Below are 18,363 nucleotides of genomic sequence, written 5' to 3'. Positions count from 1 at the left end.
ATTTATGATCATTGAGCCTCATATAATAATTATAGAGAATGTTCGATGCCAACACTCAAACCATCTGTTACGAGCGACTCAAATTTAATAGAAGAAAATGGTCCGCAAAGTTATGGTATTAGTGGCATAAGTTTGGATTCTCTTTCCGAGTTAGCAGAAAAAATAAAAATAGACGAATTAGTATTGTTTCAAACTGTTGTTACTCGCGGCAGTTTTAGTTCTGCTGCCAGACATCTCCGCCTTTCCGCCCCAACTGCCAGTAAAAAAATAAAGAAGATGGAGGAGAGGCTGGGGTATGCATTGTTTGACCGAACGACCCGGTTAATAAAAATGACTGATTTTGGAGAACAATTTCTCCAATATAGCGCGAAAATATTAAATGAGCTCGAAAATACGCACAACTTCCTGTTAAACAGCGAGCAAGAGCCGGCAGGCATACTCACCATAGGAATACCTCAATGGATTCTGTCCGAAATCGGTGGCCAGTTCTTTGTAGAGTTCAGAAAGAAATACCCGAAAATTACATTTGCAATTTATAATGTATTAGCTTCAAGGTTAAATGATGATGTAGAAGTTGATCTTTATATTCATGCGTTTGAGCCAAAATCTCGCAAGTGGGCATCTCAGACTATCCTGGAAATTGAATTAGAATACTTTGCCTCTAAGAGTTATATCGAGCGCTCACCCGAGTTAGTTCATCCGCTGCAATTGGTACAACATGATGTTCTCTCAATCAGAAACCCATTTTGGCCTGTAAGTTCATTACCCTGGCAAGATGAAGGCGTACTTCGGTGGATGCCAATAAAGAGCATTGCGACACTTGATAGTTTTGATGCACTTCTTGATTGGAGCAGTAATGGGTTAGGAGTCATAATTTGTCCTACTAATTTGATCGATGGCACAAATCTGGAGTCAAAGTTATATCGTTTGTTCGAACCAAAATTTAAAATTAGGTACCCATTAAAAGCATTCCAGAGCGCAGGTTCTGTCACTCCACCAAAAACGAAGGTCTTTTTAGAGGAGCTGACTCAATATTTTAAGTCCTATAGTTGCCAAAAAGGCAATAACAGTTTCCATTCCGACACGTAGAATTACCCCTTAATCGTTATTAACCTGAATAAGAAATTTCGTCATTCTTTAGGGTTATAAAATGATTGAACAAATAGATAAACAACACCCGAGTGATACACAATCCCCGAGCGATCCGTCTCGCAGGCGCTTGTTTAAGTACACGGCTGCGGCGGCCGCAGTCGCCATGGCTACTGGTGCTGGCTCTTGGGTAAAGAGCCGGGTGGAAGGGGTGCCGGTTGAAGGAGATTTTCCCGTTCCGGTTGACGATAGTATTCTGAAACCATTCAACCAGCGTAACTGGATCTTCTCTCAAGCGGGCTCTAAAAAGAATTGGGCTGATTTTCCGGAACGAGATGTCGAGTTTGCCAAGTTGATTGGTGAAAACTGGAAGTTCAGAGATGGCATGCACAAGTTGATGATCTCCGGTACTGAGCCTACATGGAAGAATAATAAACCGGGTTATACTCAACTCGATTGGGCCGTGGGAATGGCGGGCCAGCATCCTCTGTCGGTATTGGGTAAGGCTTCAAAGTACGGTATACCGGACTCTCCCGGGATGATGAGTTGGGAGCAGCATAATCTGGCACCCAAACAATGGAAATTTGGCTCTAAGCAGGAAGCGAGTCAGCATATCAAACGTGCTGCGAAACTCTTTGGCGCGACACGGTGCGGTATTACCACCATTGATCCGCGATTCAATTATGATCCCATGTATGACCTGATTAAGAGTCAGGAGATAAGCTGGGATGAGCTAGGCTGGAAGCCTAAGACAGTTATCGTATTGCTACATGAAATGGAATATGAGGCGATACGTACCGCACCGGCGCTACCTTCAATCGGTACCGTGAATAAAGCTTATGTCGATATGGCTGTTCAAGCCGGTCAAATATCAGATTTTATCCGACGTCTCGGCTACAAGGCTGTTGCATCTCACAACGATATGATCAACAAGGTTGCTTATGGTATGAAGGCCGGCTTGGGGGAGGCCGCCCGAAATGGTGCGCTGATCACGCCAAACTTTGGCCCGCGAGTCAGAATATCGGCTATTCTCACAGAGATGGATTTTGTCGAATATGATGTGCCTCGCCGATTCGGAATTCAGGAGTTTTGCGAGCACTGTAAACTGTGTGCCGATGCCTGCCCTGCCGATGCTATCAGTAAAGATGATAAACCCAGCTTTAAACCAACCTATGAGGGGGCTGATAATCCGGCTCTAAACTGGGCTGGCCAACCAGGAGTGTTGAAATACTATAACGATGCTAAGAAGTGCTTCAAGTTCTGGTCAGACAATGGCATTGGCTGTGCCCAGTGTATTAAAACCTGTCCATGGAATAAGCCAGACTTCTGGCACCACAGGATCATCGATGCCTCCAATACCTTCACTGGTGGCGAAATTCATACAGTGATGCGTGAAATGGATAGCCTGTTCGGTTATGGAAACATGGAAATAGAAAAAGCAAACCTGCTGTTCTGGAGTGGAGATGTAAAATCATGATCTGGTTGCAATGGTATTTAATGGGAATGATGACGCTTGCTGCATTTATTGGCTATCGCGAGTTGGAAAAACACTTTCGTTTAGATTGGAAGGCTAATTTGGGCTTGTTGGCAGCTTTTTGCAGCTATTGGTTATGCTTTGGCTGGTCATGGGCCTCCTTCGTAGAGGGAGAAACACAATCAGGTGCCATGGGGCTGATCATGTTTGGTTTGAGTGGGGTGATCTTTACGGCAATTACCTGGCGCAAGTTTATTTCACCTCACCGTTTATTTAATAAGTAATTAAACAAATAAAAACATGGTGTCAATTTATGGGGTGGTCAGATATTAGAGTGAACACATGCTTATATCTGACTGCCGAGTAAAACATTAATTAATATTGTTGTTGCGCTTGTCAATGGATGTTCATGTTGTAATGAAAAGTTTAGGTTGAACGTTAATGTCATGGCGAGGCTTTATGCTGTTTAATATTCAACAAGAGTTAAATCGAATAGTAAAAGAGATTGATATATGTGATCTGGTATTTTGTGTAGATATAAAAGAATACTCTAAAGTACGAGGCATGATTAATTGCGATCAAAAAATTTACAAGGCTATCGTAAACAGGAGACAGTTGTTTTCAACTAACAATAGAGTCAGGTTCTTGCGTAGATATATTAAGTTATCTCTTACCAGTAAGGAATCTCATGAAAAGTTTTTCAAAGGTGGACGGCTTTTTGAACCAGGCTATTTGTCACCAAAGGATAAACGAATATGTGATAGTGAAAATGTATATGGTGCGATAAATGTTTTAATAGACATTCCTGTGTTATCTAATTTTGCTGGCAGGTTTATATTTTTACCAGAAAGCCATGAACAGCTAGGAGAGATAGAGAGTAAGTTGCTTGATATAACTCTATGTTTGAAGCGTTGGCTAGAGAGTATCCCTCTGGCTTGTTATAAACGACTCAATCCATTGATTGATTATCGAATCGTTGGCGGTGTCTCTTGCCAGGTTCTGAATATGCTGGCTAATGGGGCCGATCGTTCAGAGGTTGCCAGCTCTATGAGGCTCACAGAAAGAGGTGTCGATTATCATATCAGCTCTTTGAAACATAGTTTAAATGCTAAGAATCTTGCTCATCTTGTTTTTGTGGGGGCTAACTACCGCCTTATTGCCAGCTGATATTAGAAGTCTTAGTTAATTTTAGAGTCGCTTCTGTTTAATTGAATAATTATAAGAGTAGTCGAAGGATTATGCTGTGAGGCAAGTAATATGTCTCTCAGAATAATAATGCTTGGTTCGTTTTGTTGAAACTTGGCTAAAAAAGTGATGTGTAGCTTTATATTAAAAATAAATTAAAGTTGAAATGGATTTGATGATGAATAAAATAAAAACAGCAATACTGTTTTCTGCAATTAGTATGACACCTTTTGCTCATGCTACGTTAACACCACCAATTAAAAATAAGCAATTAGTTAAGCAAGTTAATACGCTTGTCGCTGGGTACGAGTTACAAACCAGTAATTCAAAAGATAATAACCCGGCTGTTTATGATCAGCCATATCTCTCTTTTCAACATACAACCATGGCATCCTGGGGGAGTGCTACCGGCTGGCTGACTCTGGATAATCCTATGGACAGTGCTGAAAATCAAAAGGGAGTCGATGCTGGGGCTACCGTACGAGCCTGGCTTAAACTGGACTATAACATAGGCGATTCCCCATATAATATCTGGTTTCAGTCGTTTACCATGAGCAACTCTATATGTAGTCAGGAAGACCTATATTTAGGGGTATCTCGTGACATCTTGTTTGGTCAACTGCGTGGTACGTTTGGTGTTGGTGCCCATTATGGCTGGGGGGCATTTAATCCAGCAAGCATCAGTTACAATGGTATGAATGGCTTGGCGACCTCATTGCTCTTGGGGTATCCAATCACTAATAAACTTGTCGGGAAAGTATTCTTTGAAGCGCAATTTGCTCGTTCTGATGAATTGAAGCGTACCTTTGGCTTCGATGATTACGGGCATCTGGCCGCGATTGGCTTAGACTACCACTTCAATAAGAAGCTATGGATCGGTACCTCTTTTCGACATCGTAAAAGCTGGGGGCCAGTCAAAGATAATGGGGGCAATTTTTTCTTTGAAGCGGGTTATAAGTTCTAGTTCTGTTTAAGTGTTTTCCCCGGAGTATTATTCAGTTTCAAATCCCCACTGAATTGTGCTCTGGGTTTCTGATAAAGAGCTACCTAACTCAGTTAAGGAATGGGTCTGCGACCCGAGAGTACATCTCCCATGGCCAGCTCTATCTCCTCTTTGACCTGTATGAACGAGCCTCTGAGTTGTGCCTGGTGCCAGTATCGGTTCAGGTTGTCGTATGAAAACAGCTGAAAATAGTTTTGAGCACAATAGAGGCAGGGAAACAGGGCACAGTCGGCCAGCGTTAAACTCTCTGCACATAGCCAGTGATGTTTCTCTAGTTTATTGTCCAGATAATCAAGAAACTGCCCGATATCTTTCTCAAGTTGCCTGATGAGTATCTGATTTTGCTCGCCATCTTCAGTTTTTTGATGTTCAAGTTCGAACAATACATTACTGAAGTCGTTATCGATTAAGCGATCCTGCAGCCGGGTTTCGAGTGCCAATGCTTTATCGTGTGGTATGAGCCTGGTGCCGGTGGAAAATTCACTGTCGATGAATTCGATAATGATGCTGGATTCAGGAATGAGCTCCCCCGCCTTACTCTTGAGCAGAGGCAGCTTTCCTGGTGGATAAAAGTCACAAAACTCTCGTCTGGATAGTGGATCCGATAACTCAATGACTCGCGGATAGAAGTTGGCCTGCTTTTCATAGAGTGCAATCAGTACTTTCTGTGAATAACGGGAAAGTGGGTGGTAAAACAGTTCCATCAGTAACTTCTCTCGGCAGGTGTAATGAAAAGTCAGAGCCAAGCATCTTTAGCCTGACTCTACTCTCAATTATAGTCGTTAATCTGATAAACCTGTTCGTTCGCCCAGCCGGGAGCCTTGGTATCATTACACTATAGAAGTATCCGGCAGTAGTCGTTTCTCTATGAAATTGAGAAATGCCCTGACGCGGGGGGGAGTAACATCATTAAATGGATGAACGGCGTAGATGACTCCCTCTCCGAGATGATAATCGGGAAGAATGTGAACGAGGCTGCCCTTGTCCAGTTCTTGCTCTATCAGGTAGTTGGGAAGTATTGCTATGCCTAGCCCCTGCTGCACTAATTTGACGATCCCGTGTTTGCTGTTACAACTGACAAATGGGGTTATCTTTATCTTGAATTTGTCTCCGAAACTGTTTTGTAACTGACAACTCTTAGGCAGGTAGTTAGATGCTTGCATTATCCATTGATGCTTAGCGAGCATATCCGGATGCAGTGGTGAACCATGTTGTTCGACATACCCGGGGCTTGCTATGAGGTACTCATCGAACTGACCGAGTCGGACAGAGGTGAACTCCGGCTCGATGGCCGGATCCGCTTGTATCGCGATATCGATATTATTTTCCTGCAGATTTAATCTTCTGTCTTCCAGGAGTAATGTAATACGAATCTTGGGATAACTCTTATTAAACTCTCCTATATGACTAATCAGGTTTTGCTCCCCGAGACAAACGGGGGCTGAAATTTTAATGCTGCCCTGTAACTCTTTATCCTGAGGTTTTGTTGCATTTTCGGCTTGTTTGGCAAGTTGTAACAGTTCGGCGCAGTAGTGGTAAAAGCTTTGGCCGTCTTCGGTTAAGGCCATTTTTCGGGTTGTGCGATAAATTAACTGGGTTGCACACCTTGCCTCTAGCTTTTTCAGGTGTTGACTGACCATAGAGCGGCTGATGCCGAGCTCATCGGCGGCAGCGGTGAGAGAGCCCTGCTCAACAACATTGGCAAAAACAAGCATTCGATAGAGTTGAGCCGCGTCCATAAGAGTCACCCACACAGTTTGAGATTAATTGGTTATCTTTGGTTACCAAAGTTAATCAGTAAATGCTTATTGTGTAACTTTTAGCTGTTAATTAAATTTAGATTGGGGGAGAACTCTTGTCCAGAAAATAGTCTGTACCTGTAGCCGGAGGATTGCTTTATATTGCTATTTTCATACTATGTATCTCTCTACCTCCTTGGAAAGCCAATTTAATTATGAGTCGATTAGAATCATTTTCCTCTATCTATCAAAGAGCCTGCGAGCGCAAGGGTGGAAGCGCCGGGCTGGAGAGCCTCCTATCTGCCAGTTTATCTACGGATGAGATAAGTCAGTATCGAGACGCAGAGCTGCTGTCCGAGATGAGTAAGAAGGTCTTTCAGAGTGGGTTCGTGTGGCGCATCGTCGAAAATAAGTGGCCGGCTTACGAGGCGGCGTTTTTCAATTTTGACCCCCATAAAGTTCTGATGTTGTCACCGGAGCAGTTACAGCAGAGGGCGAGCGATCCTGAGCTCATACGCCATATGAAGAAGACTATGGCCATCTATGATAATGCCTTGATGACTCATGACATCGCCAAAGAGCATGGCAGTCTGGCCGAGTATATTGCTAAGTGGCCTGGCGAGGAGATAACAACACTATGGTCTGTGTTAAAGCGACGAGGCACCCGGCTCGGCGGCAACACAGGCCCCTACTTTCTACGCGCCATAGGTAAAGATACTTTTCTGCTGACCGGCGATGTGCAGGGTTACCTGAAGACCCATAAGCTGATCGATTTTGGCTTCGGCTCCAAGAGTGGGCTAAATCAGGTTCAGGCTGTGTTTAACCATTGGCAGCAGGAGTCGGGTCGCAGCCTGGCCGATATCAGTAAAATATTAGCCTGTAGTGTCGGAGATAACAGAGTTTAGAGCCGGGAGTTGTAACTGCTAACCCTTCAGGCTGCGCGTTCTACAAAAAAAGCGCCAGCCTGGAGTGGGCTGGCGAAAGATTGCCGAAGATAGAGCAATAAATAGAGATAAATGTCGAACTGTTTATTCGATGGAGTAATTTTCTAAAACTTAAAAGCTCTTGCTTATACCGATGACGATCCGGTCATCAAAAATTTCAGTCTGTGTGCCGTAGACCTTATGGGTCTCATCGACCGTACTGCCATGGTATCTAAGGTCGAAATTCAGGCCGTAAAATGCTTTGCTGATACCCAGGTTCCAGTGTCCCCACCCTTCAGCGTTGTCTCCGTCGAGATCCTGGTAGCCTACAGAGCCAGATACTTTCAGACCGTTTTTGAATGCATAGCTTGGATGAATCGAGTAGTTGACACCCTGCCAACCATCGACACCAAACCAGTCATCGATAGTCGGGGTGACTTCCAGTTGTATGTTGGCCTGACCAAACTGCTTACCTACCTTCATCCATAACTCGGTGTAGTTTGAGTAAGAGGCACCCGGATAGAGATATGAGAAGACCATGACGTCATAAGTGATACCACTATCGCCAAACTCACCGGCTTTGCCTATGTAGGGGGCGGTCACTATCTCGAGATTAGGGTCGGCAAACTTGATATTTGACGCGAAAACACCGCCGTACCAACCATCATCATTTCCCCAACCCAGAGTTCCCTGAACTACAGGAACATCGCCATCCATAGTTTCGGACTCGCCACGGAATACATAATCAGACGCGAAGGTCAGGTTGCCACTGATTGTTCCACCGAGAACTTCAGCTTCATTTTCAGCCTGTGCAAATGAAGTCGCAGATAGAAGTAGTCCGCCTAGAAGTAGCTTGTGTTGTAGTTTCATCTGGATAGTCATGGTTCTCATCTCATCTTGAATTATTTGTTAACACGGTTGTTACTATAGGGTTAACTTATGAATGGCGATGGGATGTGGCGTGAATCAATAACGTCATAATATGAACAATTATGAACAAAATGATCTTCGGTTGGCCTCGGGCTCAGCTGTGAAGCTATGTTTAACTTCTTAAGTTGGTAATCAACTTTATAAAACAACTAATCAACAAGGGTGAAGAGATGATATTGCATTTAACGTGGTATTAACATAACGCGCTGATTTAAGGTGAATATTTGCATTCGTTTACAAAATTTTAGAGCTATACGCCTTGTTGAGCATGCTCGGTTATGAGATAAAGAGAAGTTCAAATCTTACACAAAAAATTATGCTGTCAATAAATTAAGCCGCGGAATTTCCTGCTGCTCGGATTGTCATGTTTGACTGATAGCTTTATTAGGAGTTCTCAATGCGGCAAATAGTTAAAATTGCCTCTTTTATAAGTGTGGCGTTATGGATAACGGCTTGTGGACAACAACCCGAACAGGGGCCGCAGCAGCGCGGGCCTATGGAGGTTGGCGTTATAAAAGTAGAGTCAAAGCCCCAATCTATTCTGGTTGAGCTACCTGGTCGTAGTAAGGCTTACCTGGAAGCAGAGGTTCGTCCACAGGTTAGCGGCATCATCATGACACGCGGCTTTGTTGAGGGAAAAGATGTTGAAAAGGGTCAGTCGCTATACCAGATCGACTCTGCGACCTATAAGGCGGCACTTATCAGTGCCAAGGCCGATCTTAAGAGTGCCCAGGCAAATCTAGTATCGGCTAAGGCTAAGGCGTTACGCTTCGAGAAATTGGTCGAGCTTAACTCGATCAGTGAGCAGGACTATGATGAAGCCGATGCGGCTTATAAAGAGGCACTGGCAAGGGTGACCGTTGCAGAGGCGGCGATCAATACCGCAAAGATTAACCTTGAATACACTGAGGTGCGTGCACCTATTTCCGGACGTGTGGGCAAATCTTCCGTGACTGCCGGTGCACTCGTTACCGCCAATCAAACCCAGACGTTAGCGACGATTCAGCAGCTCGATCCTATCAACATCGAGATTGCACAGTCGAGTGCACAGATGTTACGCCTGAAAGCTAAGTTGAAGCAGGGTCAACTCAAGGCCGCCGATAACGCAGGTGTTCAGCTGATCCTGGAAGACGGCACAACATATAAGCATGACGGTGTGTTGCAGTTTGCCGAAGTCAGCGTGAATGAGGACACCGGTTCAGTGATTCTGCGTGCAGAGTTTCCTAACCCGGATGGCGTGTTGATGCCGGGGATGTATGTACGTGCAGTGCTCAATACCGGTACCGACCCTGAAGCGATCTTGGTGCCGCAGCGCGCCATCACACGTAATACCAAGGGGGAAGCTGTAGCCATGATCATCGATGCTGAAGGTAAGGTGGCCTCACGAGTCGTCACGACAGCCGAGGTGATCGATAACCAGTGGCGAATCACAGACGGTTTAGCCGTAGGCGATCAACTGATCGTTGAAGGTCTGCAAAAAATTCGCCCCGGGGCACCTGTGAAAGCGGGTTCACTGGTCGCGGATAAGAAATCACAAGCACAACAGAAGTAGGGTAAAACTATGGCACGTTTCTTTATCGATCGCCCTATTTTTGCTTGGGTGATCGCCATTATTGTGATGCTGGCCGGGGTGCTATCTATCCTGGGACTGCCCGTGTCGCAATATCCGAGTATCGCACCGCCATCGGTTGAGATCAGGGCTGTGTACCCGGGTGCATCGGCTAAGACGATGGAAGATTCGGTAACTCAGGTTATCGAGCAGCGAATGACGGGGATTGACCATCTTCGCTATATCTCATCAACCAGTGATAGTTTCGGTAATGCGACTATTACCATAACCTTCAATGCCGAAGCCGATCCGGATATCGCTCAGGTGCAGGTGCAAAACAAGCTTCAGCTTGCAATGCCTCTGCTACCGCAAGAGGTTCAGGCGCAAGGCGTTAACGTAGCTAAGTCCAGTGCCGGTTTCCTGATGGTTGTGGGCTTCGTATCTCAGGATGGCTCACTGGATAAGAATGATATCGCCGACTATGTGGGGTCGAATGTTCAAGACCCGATGAGTCGCGTGCCTGGTGTAGGTACAATCCAGTTATTCGGTGCTCAGTACGCGATGCGTATCTGGCTCGATCCACTGAAATTGACTCAGTACAACCTGACAAGCCAGGACATTATCGCTTCTATCAGGGAGCAAAATGCGCAGGTTTCGGCGGGACAGTTGGGTGGTGCACCATCGGTCGCCGGTCAGCAGCTCAACGCTACGGTATCGGCGCAGAGCCGTCTGCAGACTCCTGAACAGTTTAAGAAGATCATCGTCAAGGCTGACTCGACCGGTGCCAAAGTGTATCTGGAGGATGTTGCCCGCGTCGAGCTGGGCGCTGAAAACTATGATGTCGAGTCTTACTATAACGGTAAACCGGCAGCGGGTATCGGTATTCAGTTAGCAACCGGTGCCAATGCGTTGGCAACCGCCGAAGGGGTTCGCGCTAAAATTGCCGAACTGCAACCTTTCTTCCCCCAAGGGCTAGAGGTGGTTTACCCCTATGACACGACCCCATTCGTTGAGAAGTCTATCGAAGGGGTTGTACATACCCTGCTTGAAGCCGTGGTGCTGGTTTTCTTGATCATGTACCTGTTCCTGCAGAACTTCCGTGCAACGCTGATCCCGACGATTGCGGTACCGGTTGTACTCTTAGGTACGTTTGCGATCTTGTCGGCTACGGGCTTCTCGATTAATACCCTGACCATGTTCGCCATGGTGCTGGCAATTGGTCTGTTGGTAGATGATGCCATCGTTGTTGTTGAGAACGTCGAGCGCGTGATGTCCGAAGAGGGGCTCAGTCCCGTCGAGGCCACCAAGAAGTCGATGGATCAGATCACCGGCGCACTTGTAGGTATCGGTCTGACGCTTTCGGCGGTATTCGTCCCCATGGCGTTTATGTCGGGGTCGACCGGTGTGATCTACAGGCAGTTCTCGATAACGATCGTATCGGCGATGGCGCTGTCGGTAATGGTGGCAATTATTCTGACACCTGCGCTGTGTGCCACCATGCTTAAACCCATCGCTAAGGGACATCACGCGGTAGATACCGGCTTCTTCGGCTGGTTTAACCGTAAGTTTGATGCCTTGACCTCGCGTTATGAGGCAAGCGTTGCAGCCCTGATCAAGCGTTCGGCTCGTACCATGATGGTCTTTTTAGCGATATCGGTCGCTGTGGGTTGGATCTTCATGCGCATGCCAACCGCCTTCCTGCCTGATGAAGATCAGGGGATCTTGTTTACTCAGGCTATCTTGCCGGTGAACTCGACTCAGGAAGAGACGAAGAAAGTGTTGTCAGATGTGTCAGATTTTTATCTGAATGCCGAAGGCGATAACGTTAAATCTGTGTTCAGCGTATCGGGCTTCAGTTTCGCCGGTAACGGCCAGAACATGGGTATTGCGTTCGTGGGCTTGAAAGACTGGGCCGAGCGCAGTAATCCGGGTCAGGATGTGCAATCAGTCGCCGGGCGTGCCATGGGCATGTTTATGCAGATGAAAGAGGCCTTTGTATTTGCGTTTGTGCCGCCGGCGGTTATCGAGCTGGGTACAGCCAATGGTTTTGATTTCTATCTGCAGGACAGAAATGGCCAGGGCCACGATAAACTGGTCGAGGCGCGCAACATGCTGCTGGGCATGGCCGCGCAGAACCCTAACCTGGTGGGTGTACGTCCAAATGGCCAGGAAGATGCGCCCATGTATCAGATCCATATCGATCACGGTAAGCTCAGGGCCCTGAGTGTCGATATCGACGCGGTAAACAGCGTGCTGGGTACGGCTTGGGGTGGTAACTATGTCAACGACTTTATCGACCGTGGCCGGGTGAAGAAGGTCTACGTTCAGGGTGAAGCGGATTACCGTATGCAGCCTGAAGATATCGACTCCTGGTACGTTAGAAACACCAAAGGCGACATGGTGCCATTCTCCGCATTTGCCACCGGTACGTGGGAATATGGCTCGCCGCGCCTGGAACGTTTCAACGGTCTGCCTGCGATGAATATCCAGGGGGGTGTAGCGCCAGGTTTCAGTACCGGTGAGGCGATGAATATCATCGAGGATATGGTGAAACAACTGCCACCAGGGTTCGGTGTCGAGTGGAACGGTCTCTCCTATGAGGAGCGTCTGTCCGGTAACCAGGCGCCTATGCTATACGCCCTGTCTATCGTGGTGGTATTTCTGGTACTGGCGGCACTCTATGAGAGCTGGTCGGTTCCCTTCTCGGTAATTCTGGTTGTGCCATTGGGAATTATCGGAGCACTGCTTGCGATGAATGCTCGTGGTTTACCTAACGACGTATTCTTCCAGGTAGGTCTGCTGACGACCGTAGGTCTGGCGACCAAGAACGCTATCCTGATCGTGGAGTTTGCGAAGGAGTACTACGAGAAAGGTGCCGGGTTAGTCGAGGCTACTCTGCACGCGGTACGTGTGCGTCTGCGCCCAATCCTGATGACATCGCTGGCCTTCGGTCTGGGTGTTGTCCCTCTGGCTATCAGTAGCGGTGTTGGTTCCGGAAGCCAAAATGCAATCGGTACATCGGTACTGGGGGGCATGATGAGCTCTACCTTTATGGGTATCTTCTTTATCCCGATCTTCTTCGTAATTGTTGAACGTATCTTCAGCAAACGTGAGAGGAAGGCTAAGTTAGAGGCTAAAACGGAAACTCCAACGGCAGAGTAGCATTCAGGTTATTGGATAAAGTAAAAAGCCCGGCAGATGCCGGGCTTTTTGTTGTTTTAAATAAGGTTCGAGGTGGTGCAGACTCACAGCCGGAACCAGGAACCTTCCTTTATGGCGTATAATAGGTTGCTGCACCCGGGCCAACCGGCAAGCCCAGTGCAAATACCCAGATGAAGAAGAAACAGGTCCAACCGATGAAAAACACGATGGAGTAGGGCAGCATGGTCGCTATCAGAGTGCCTATGCCGAGGTTCTTCTTATATTGAGAGGCAACCGCAAGGATCAACCCAAAGTAACTCATCATAGGGGTGATCAGGTTGGTGACCGAGTCTCCGATACGGTAGGCAGCCTGAATAGTTTCAGGGGCATAGCCAACCAGCATCAACATGGGCACGAAGATGGGGGCGGTAACGGCCCACTGCGCCGATGCACTACCCAGCATCAGGTTGATAAAGCCGCATAGCATGATAAACAGCACAAAGACTAACGGGCCGGTTAAACCGATGGCACTCAGGGCGTCTGCCCCGGAGACTGCCAACACTGCACCTAAGTTAGTCCACTTGAAGAAGGCGACAAACTGAGATGCGAAGAATACCAGCACGATATACATGCCCATAGAACTCATGCTGTGGGACATGGCATCGATGACATCCTTATCTTTTTTCATGGTGCCCACGACTTTACCGTAGACCAGGCCTGGAATCGCGAAGCAGATAAAGATGAATGCTACAATCCCTTTAAGAAACGGCGAGCCTGCCACTAAGCCGGTCTCAGGGTCTCTGAGCGGGCCATTTTCCGGCACGACAGTCAGTGCGACCAGTGTTGAGAGGATTAATATCGCGATACCCGCAGCCTTCAGGCCCCGTTTCTCATCACTGCTTACCCCATCCATCTTTTGGTCTGCGAGATCGACAGCCGCCTCATCAGGGTCATACTTTCCCAGTTTGGGCTCGACAATTTTCTCGGTGACCAAGGCGCCAAGAATGGTAATAAGGAAGGTGGAGACGAACATGAAATACCAGTTTACCTCGGGCCCCACCATATATTCAGGATCGATCATCTGCGCCGCGGCTTCGGTGATCCCGGACAGAAGTGGGTCCACCGTACCCAGTAACAGGTTGGCGCTGTAACCGCCCGATACACCGGCAAAGGCGGCGGCAAGTCCCGCCAGGGGATGACGACCCAGAGAGTGAAATATCATCGCGGCCATAGGCACAAGGACGACATAGCCCAGCTCAGATGCAGTATTAGAAACAATACCGGCAAATACAATGGTCAGGGTTACCAGACGCTTTGAGGCCCCGATGACCAGCAAACGCATCGCAGCCGAAAGCATGCCGGAACGCTCGGCAATACCGACACCCAGCAGGGCAACCAGTACAGTTCCCAGTGGAGTGAAGCCGGTGAAGTTAGTCACCAGGTTTGAGACTATCATTCTTAAACCTTCGCCGTTCATCAGGCTCACCACATGGATCAGACCATCTTCACTTCGTCCCGCTGCGCCTGCCGGGCGGGGATCGGCGACGGTCAGTTCAAAATAGCCGGCGATACCGCTGATGACGATAACGGCCAGACAGAACATGGCGAAAAGCGAGATAGGGTGTGGCAGTAAGTTTCCCAGTCGTTCGACAATATTAAGAAAGCGAACAAAGGCACCACTGTGTGGCCCTGATGCTCCCGGTGAATTGAGAGGCAGCTCTATGCTCTCATCTTTATTTAAACCCATACCCTTTCCTTCAATGTTTGGCCTCTGTGGACCTTTTAAATGCCGGCTTCGATTGCGGCTTTATCAGTTTTCAGACTCGGAATTTACGAGTAGACCTGCCATAGTCTCGCAACTGCTTTAAATAAAGCTTAAATTGGCTTAAAAACTGTTCGTTGAAGTGAGGGGCCGCTGCCGGGATGGGAGTAGAGCTGAGCGATAAACATCCGGGGGGTGAGCTTGAGTTTCTTTGCTTTGCGGGCAAAAAAATGACCCCATAAAATTGGGGCCAAAAGGGATAGGGTTGCGCCAGCAATAACAATCAAGTCAATCATTTGGGGTTGGTTGATATCATGTTTGCTTGTGATCAATATAGCTCACATTGACTGTATGGAAACTGAATGGGAACAGTGTATTTTCATCAACTTACGGGCAAAAAAATAGGCTCAAACTAGAGCCTAAAAGGATGTATAACTATGACTTAATGAGATGAAATAACAGGACTTCATGTAACCTATTATGCCCACGATTGTCTGTATGGAAGCTGAATGGTTTACTGCAAGTTTGTACATAGATATTACCGTTGTAAGAACCAGATAGTGCATGCCGTTTATCATGAATGTTGGCGTTAAAATCAGGTAATTGAAAGCAACTCACTTAATGCTTTCCTTAATGGTAATTTTTTCAGGTTAACTTAGTGGTTGAACCGGGAATGTGAATAGTCTTTCTGAATGGGAGTTTATTTTTTATAACCTAATCTTCTTGATTGTTGCTGTTGATTAATAAGAGGTTTTTCTACTGATAAAAAATATCATTTTATTTTTGTGACGGTTTTTCGGATTCCCATCATTTTTAATCATAAACAGGTTGTTAGCGTATGTTTAGTTTTGAATATAGGTCATAAACAGGCTGACCATTCTGAAAAAAGCACAATTTGTACCCTCTGTCAGATGGGCTTGTGCAGTGATAAATATCTGGAAATATTATAAAAAATAGGTGAAGGTAGGGAGTTATGGCTTTAGAGATTAAGCTGAGAATATCCAAATTAAATCAGAATAATAAGGACATATGATGGAAGGGTTGCTGTTGGGGTTAGGGCTAGTGGTCATTATTGCCTACCTTTGGTACGTCAGTCTGGTTAAAAAGCGCAACTCCGTTCGCGAGGCTCTATCCGGAATAGATGTGCAGTTGAAAAAAAGATCTAATCTGGTCCCTAATATTTTAAAAATTGCTCAGAAATTCATGGATCATGAGAAGTCTCTGTTAACCGAGATCACCGAGCTGCGTGCCCAGGTGGAAAAATCTTATGATACCGGCGACGCATCAGCGGTTCAGAACCATCTGCTTAAGGCTGAGCTATTGAACGGTAAGATGGGTCAGCTGATGGTCAGCGTCGAAAACTATCCTGAGCTGAAGTCCGACAATACAATGTTGCAGGCGATGCAGACCTATAATGAGGTTGAAGCCCATATCTCTGCCGCCCGCCGCTTCTATAATGCATCGGTAACCGAGCTCAACAATGCTGTGGAGATCTTCCCCGGTTCAATTATCGCTTCGATGGCGAGTATCAAGGTGATGCCTTTTTATGAGGCCGATGAAGTGTCGAAGGCCCCGGTCGATGCCTCCGATTATCTGAAATAACATTATACGGCACACGAGTGCCGTATTCTCTCGATGGTTATTTAGTTTTATTTCCATGAATATACTTAGTTTTCTTTTTGGTGCACGCATTAAGCCTAAGCGTCAATCCAACTCTCTGAGCGCCGTGGGTGATGAGCTCGAATCACTGCAGGCGCACTACGATGAACATATCGAACCATTGACGCGCAAGTTTGAAAACCGTCGAGTGGCCTGCTTAAAAAATTTACGGCAACGTATCTATATGAGCGTCGTGATTTTTACGATATTTCTGTTTATTGTTTTTATTTTTGTATCCCGCCAGAGTGTCGATCTTCCCTGGTTTCTCTCTTTGCTGCCCCTTATTCCCTTAGTCTGGTGGTCATACCGCCCCGTTATGCGCTACAGGAGTGATGTGAAGGAGCAGGTCTTCCCCAGGATATTTCGATACTTTGGCGATGACTTTATCTTTAGCTCGACTCATCGCATGAGTATCTCGGAGCTTAAGCGTTCCAAGCTTTTACCCGGCTATGAAGATGCGCATTTTGAAGATTATGTGCAGGGGACTTACAAGGGGGTCGGGATAGCGATCAACGAGTTGAAGCTGACTAAAGAGGTCAGGCGGGATAAGCGTAACGAGACCAAGACGGTTTTCAGTGGTGTGATGGTGCAACTGGGCTGCCATAAGAGCTTCAGTGGTCACACTGTGGTAGTACGTAATCGAGGTAGCCTGATCAACTTTCTCTCCGACTCCTTCAAACGCTTGTCCAGAGTCAAACTTGAAGACCCCCGTTTTGAGAAGCTATTCGATGTGTTTTCATCGGATCAGGTTGAGGCCCGTTATCTGTTGACCGTTGCTTTTATGGAGCGTTTACAGGAGCTGGCCAACTGCTTTTCCGGGCAGTTTCAGTGTGCCTTCTATGAAGATAAACTGCTTATCATGCTCGCCAGCAGAGAGAATCGGTTCGAGCTTGGCTCCATTTTTAATGGTGCCACCTTCGAATATGAGTTCAGCCAAATTAACAGAGAGATGAGACAACTCTTTGCTATGATTGAAGTACTGAAACTCGATGAGTACACCGGCCTGTGATGAAAAATATCTGTGTCATCTGTTGTGGTGGCATTGTCTGCTCTCTGCTTTGGCTTGCGGTCATAACCCACAGCTATGCTCAGGCCACTGTAGAGGCGGATGCTAAGCCTCGTTATAAAGCGAGTCACTCTAAAGAGGGGATATTGGGCCGAGCCTCTTCTGAGCGACCCAGCTCCCACCCTTCGCCAACTTCCAAAGGGGCTGATAACCAGCTGAAAGTATACCAATACAGGCAGGAGAGTGGCGTAATGGCATTTTCCGATCATGCTCCCGGTTCTGCTCACTACGAAGTGTTGCTATATGATTGTTATGCGTGCCAACCCGACTCGAACCTCGACTGGAAAAGAATGCCGCTTTTTTCCAAAGAGTACGATGAGTTGATCGAGCTCGCCGCCAAGACCCATAGCCTAGAGCCGGCACTCATTCGGGCGGTTATTCACGCAGAGTCGGCATTTAATGTATTTGCTCTCTCCAGAACCGGAGCCATGGGGCTTATGCAGCTCATGCCGGACACGGCGAAAGAGTTGGGGGTGAAAAATGCCTATAAGCCGGAGCAGAATATCGATGGCGGCGCCAGATACTTATCTCAAATGCTCCGGCGTTTCGGTGGCGATATAGAACTGGCCTGTGCCGCCTACAATGCGGGCCCCACAAACGTCACCCATTATAAGGGGATCCCTCCCTATCCGGAGACGCAAGCCTACGTCAAACGAGTGAAAATATTACTGGAGAGATATCGTAACCGGGGCTGAACGGGAGAAGGGGTATAGCCTCCCTCTCTTTACCTTCAGAGACGCAAGCCTACGTCAAACGAGTGAAAATCTTACTGGAGAGATATCGTAACCGGGGCTGAACGGGAGAAGGGGTATAGCCTCCCTCTCTTTACCTTCAGAGACGCAA

At 46.9% G+C, this 18,363-nt stretch carries 15 protein-coding genes; 11 read left to right on the top strand and 4 right to left on the bottom strand.

Annotated elements, in window-relative coordinates; translation table 11 throughout:
- Positions 1-45: 45 nt before the first annotated feature.
- The 5 genes from Q1B47_RS18090 (at position 46) to Q1B47_RS18070 (ending at position 4,712) form a co-directional block, all read left to right on the top strand.
- Positions 46-1,089 (top strand): LysR family transcriptional regulator, encoded by a 1,044-nt coding sequence (locus Q1B47_RS18090; RefSeq protein WP_299796804.1) that lies wholly within the window; start codon positions 46-48, stop codon positions 1,087-1,089.
- 61 nt (positions 1,090-1,150) lie between these two features.
- Complete coding sequence (locus tag Q1B47_RS18085; protein ID WP_299796801.1) at positions 1,151-2,566, top strand: reductive dehalogenase; 1,416 nt, start codon at positions 1,151-1,153, stop codon at positions 2,564-2,566.
- Positions 2,563-2,847, top strand: coding sequence for a tetrachloroethene dehalogenase (locus Q1B47_RS18080; RefSeq protein ID WP_299796798.1), 285 nt, complete (start codon positions 2,563-2,565; stop codon positions 2,845-2,847). Before Q1B47_RS18085 ends, Q1B47_RS18080 begins: the two co-directional genes overlap by 4 nt.
- Before the next feature lie 175 nt (positions 2,848-3,022).
- Positions 3,023-3,730 (top strand): LuxR C-terminal-related transcriptional regulator, encoded by a 708-nt coding sequence (locus Q1B47_RS18075; RefSeq protein ID WP_299796795.1) that lies wholly within the window; start codon positions 3,023-3,025, stop codon positions 3,728-3,730.
- A 196-nt stretch (positions 3,731-3,926) separates the two neighbouring features.
- Positions 3,927-4,712 carry an outer membrane protein OmpK gene (locus Q1B47_RS18070; protein ID WP_299796792.1) on the top strand — a complete coding sequence of 262 codons (786 nt, stop codon included), beginning with the start codon at positions 3,927-3,929 and terminating at the stop codon, positions 4,710-4,712.
- 92 nt (positions 4,713-4,804) lie between these two features.
- Here the strand turns inward: Q1B47_RS18070 and Q1B47_RS18065 are convergent, their stop codons facing one another.
- Together Q1B47_RS18065 and Q1B47_RS18060 are read right to left on the bottom strand one after the other, a co-directional pair.
- On the bottom strand, positions 4,805-5,455 hold the full coding sequence (locus tag Q1B47_RS18065) for a glutathione S-transferase family protein (RefSeq protein WP_299796789.1): 651 nt from the start codon (positions 5,453-5,455) through the stop codon (positions 4,805-4,807).
- Between the two features lie 126 nt (positions 5,456-5,581).
- The gene (locus Q1B47_RS18060; RefSeq protein ID WP_299796785.1) at positions 5,582-6,490 is read right to left on the bottom strand and encodes a LysR family transcriptional regulator; all 909 of its coding nucleotides are present in this window, start codon (positions 6,488-6,490) and stop codon (positions 5,582-5,584) included.
- A gap of 215 nt (positions 6,491-6,705) precedes the next feature.
- On the opposite strand from Q1B47_RS18060, the gene Q1B47_RS18055 reads away from it, so the two are divergent.
- Complete coding sequence (locus tag Q1B47_RS18055) at positions 6,706-7,395, top strand: DNA-3-methyladenine glycosylase I (RefSeq protein WP_299796782.1); 690 nt, start codon at positions 6,706-6,708, stop codon at positions 7,393-7,395.
- Positions 7,396-7,545: 150 nt separating this feature from the next.
- On the opposite strand, the gene Q1B47_RS18050 is transcribed toward Q1B47_RS18055, so the two are convergent.
- Positions 7,546-8,283: a TorF family putative porin gene (locus tag Q1B47_RS18050; protein WP_299796779.1), complete on the bottom strand. Its 738-nt coding sequence runs from the start codon at positions 8,281-8,283 to the stop codon at positions 7,546-7,548.
- Positions 8,284-8,740: 457 nt separating this feature from the next.
- Between Q1B47_RS18050 and Q1B47_RS18045 the strand changes: the two genes are divergently transcribed.
- Together Q1B47_RS18045 and Q1B47_RS18040 are read left to right on the top strand one after the other, a co-directional pair.
- Positions 8,741-9,895, top strand: a complete 1,155-nt coding sequence (locus tag Q1B47_RS18045; RefSeq protein WP_299796776.1) for an efflux RND transporter periplasmic adaptor subunit — start codon at positions 8,741-8,743, stop codon at positions 9,893-9,895.
- Positions 9,896-9,904: 9 nt separating this feature from the next.
- Positions 9,905-13,054: an efflux RND transporter permease subunit gene (locus Q1B47_RS18040; protein WP_299796773.1), complete on the top strand. Its 3,150-nt coding sequence runs from the start codon at positions 9,905-9,907 to the stop codon at positions 13,052-13,054.
- A 109-nt stretch (positions 13,055-13,163) separates the two neighbouring features.
- Here the strand turns inward: Q1B47_RS18040 and Q1B47_RS18035 are convergent, their stop codons facing one another.
- Entirely contained in the window at positions 13,164-14,780 is a 1,617-nt protein-coding gene (locus Q1B47_RS18035) for an AbgT family transporter (RefSeq protein ID WP_299796770.1), read from the bottom strand.
- A 1,047-nt stretch (positions 14,781-15,827) separates the two neighbouring features.
- Between Q1B47_RS18035 and Q1B47_RS18030 the strand changes: the two genes are divergently transcribed.
- From Q1B47_RS18030 to Q1B47_RS18020, 3 genes are read left to right on the top strand one after another with little or no spacing between them, the layout of a single operon-like run.
- Positions 15,828-16,397, top strand: coding sequence for a LemA family protein (locus Q1B47_RS18030; RefSeq protein ID WP_299796995.1), 570 nt, complete (start codon positions 15,828-15,830; stop codon positions 16,395-16,397).
- Between the two features lie 55 nt (positions 16,398-16,452).
- Entirely contained in the window at positions 16,453-17,463 is a 1,011-nt protein-coding gene (locus Q1B47_RS18025; RefSeq protein WP_299796767.1) for a DUF3137 domain-containing protein, read from the top strand.
- Positions 17,463-18,215, top strand: a complete 753-nt coding sequence (locus Q1B47_RS18020; RefSeq protein WP_299796993.1) for a lytic transglycosylase domain-containing protein — start codon at positions 17,463-17,465, stop codon at positions 18,213-18,215. Before Q1B47_RS18025 ends, Q1B47_RS18020 begins: the two co-directional genes overlap by 1 nt.
- The last annotated feature ends 148 nt before the right edge of the window (positions 18,216-18,363 follow it).

The sequence above is a fragment of the uncultured Shewanella sp. genome (assembly GCF_947501225.1).
GTDB lineage: Bacteria > Pseudomonadota > Gammaproteobacteria > Enterobacterales > Shewanellaceae > Shewanella.
Note: the sequence above shows the minus strand (reverse complement) of the source record. Positions and strands in the feature narration are given on the sequence as shown.

Excerpts from the sequence above, each read along its gene's own strand:
- Q1B47_RS18090 (WP_299796804.1), top strand. The coding sequence starts at position 46 with ATGCCAACACTCAAACCATCTGTTACGAGCGACTCAAATTTAATAGAA.
- Q1B47_RS18075 (WP_299796795.1), top strand. The coding sequence starts at position 3,023 with ATGCTGTTTAATATTCAACAAGAGTTAAATCGAATAGTAAAAGAGATT.
- Q1B47_RS18080 (WP_299796798.1), top strand. The coding sequence starts at position 2,563 with ATGATCTGGTTGCAATGGTATTTAATGGGAATGATGACGCTTGCTGCA.
- Q1B47_RS18055 (WP_299796782.1), top strand. The coding sequence starts at position 6,706 with ATGAGTCGATTAGAATCATTTTCCTCTATCTATCAAAGAGCCTGCGAG.
- Q1B47_RS18030 (WP_299796995.1), top strand. The coding sequence starts at position 15,828 with ATGGAAGGGTTGCTGTTGGGGTTAGGGCTAGTGGTCATTATTGCCTAC.
- Q1B47_RS18065 (WP_299796789.1), bottom strand. The coding sequence starts at position 5,455 with ATGGAACTGTTTTACCACCCACTTTCCCGTTATTCACAGAAAGTACTG.
- Q1B47_RS18035 (WP_299796770.1), bottom strand. The coding sequence starts at position 14,780 with ATGGGTTTAAATAAAGATGAGAGCATAGAGCTGCCTCTCAATTCACCG.
- Q1B47_RS18025 (WP_299796767.1), top strand. The coding sequence starts at position 16,453 with ATGAATATACTTAGTTTTCTTTTTGGTGCACGCATTAAGCCTAAGCGT.
- Q1B47_RS18070 (WP_299796792.1), top strand. The coding sequence starts at position 3,927 with ATGAATAAAATAAAAACAGCAATACTGTTTTCTGCAATTAGTATGACA.
- Q1B47_RS18060 (WP_299796785.1), bottom strand. The coding sequence starts at position 6,490 with ATGGACGCGGCTCAACTCTATCGAATGCTTGTTTTTGCCAATGTTGTT.
- Q1B47_RS18045 (WP_299796776.1), top strand. The coding sequence starts at position 8,741 with ATGCGGCAAATAGTTAAAATTGCCTCTTTTATAAGTGTGGCGTTATGG.
- Q1B47_RS18040 (WP_299796773.1), top strand. The coding sequence starts at position 9,905 with ATGGCACGTTTCTTTATCGATCGCCCTATTTTTGCTTGGGTGATCGCC.
- Q1B47_RS18050 (WP_299796779.1), bottom strand. The coding sequence starts at position 8,283 with ATGAAACTACAACACAAGCTACTTCTAGGCGGACTACTTCTATCTGCG.
- Q1B47_RS18085 (WP_299796801.1), top strand. The coding sequence starts at position 1,151 with ATGATTGAACAAATAGATAAACAACACCCGAGTGATACACAATCCCCG.
- Q1B47_RS18020 (WP_299796993.1), top strand. The coding sequence starts at position 17,463 with ATGAAAAATATCTGTGTCATCTGTTGTGGTGGCATTGTCTGCTCTCTG.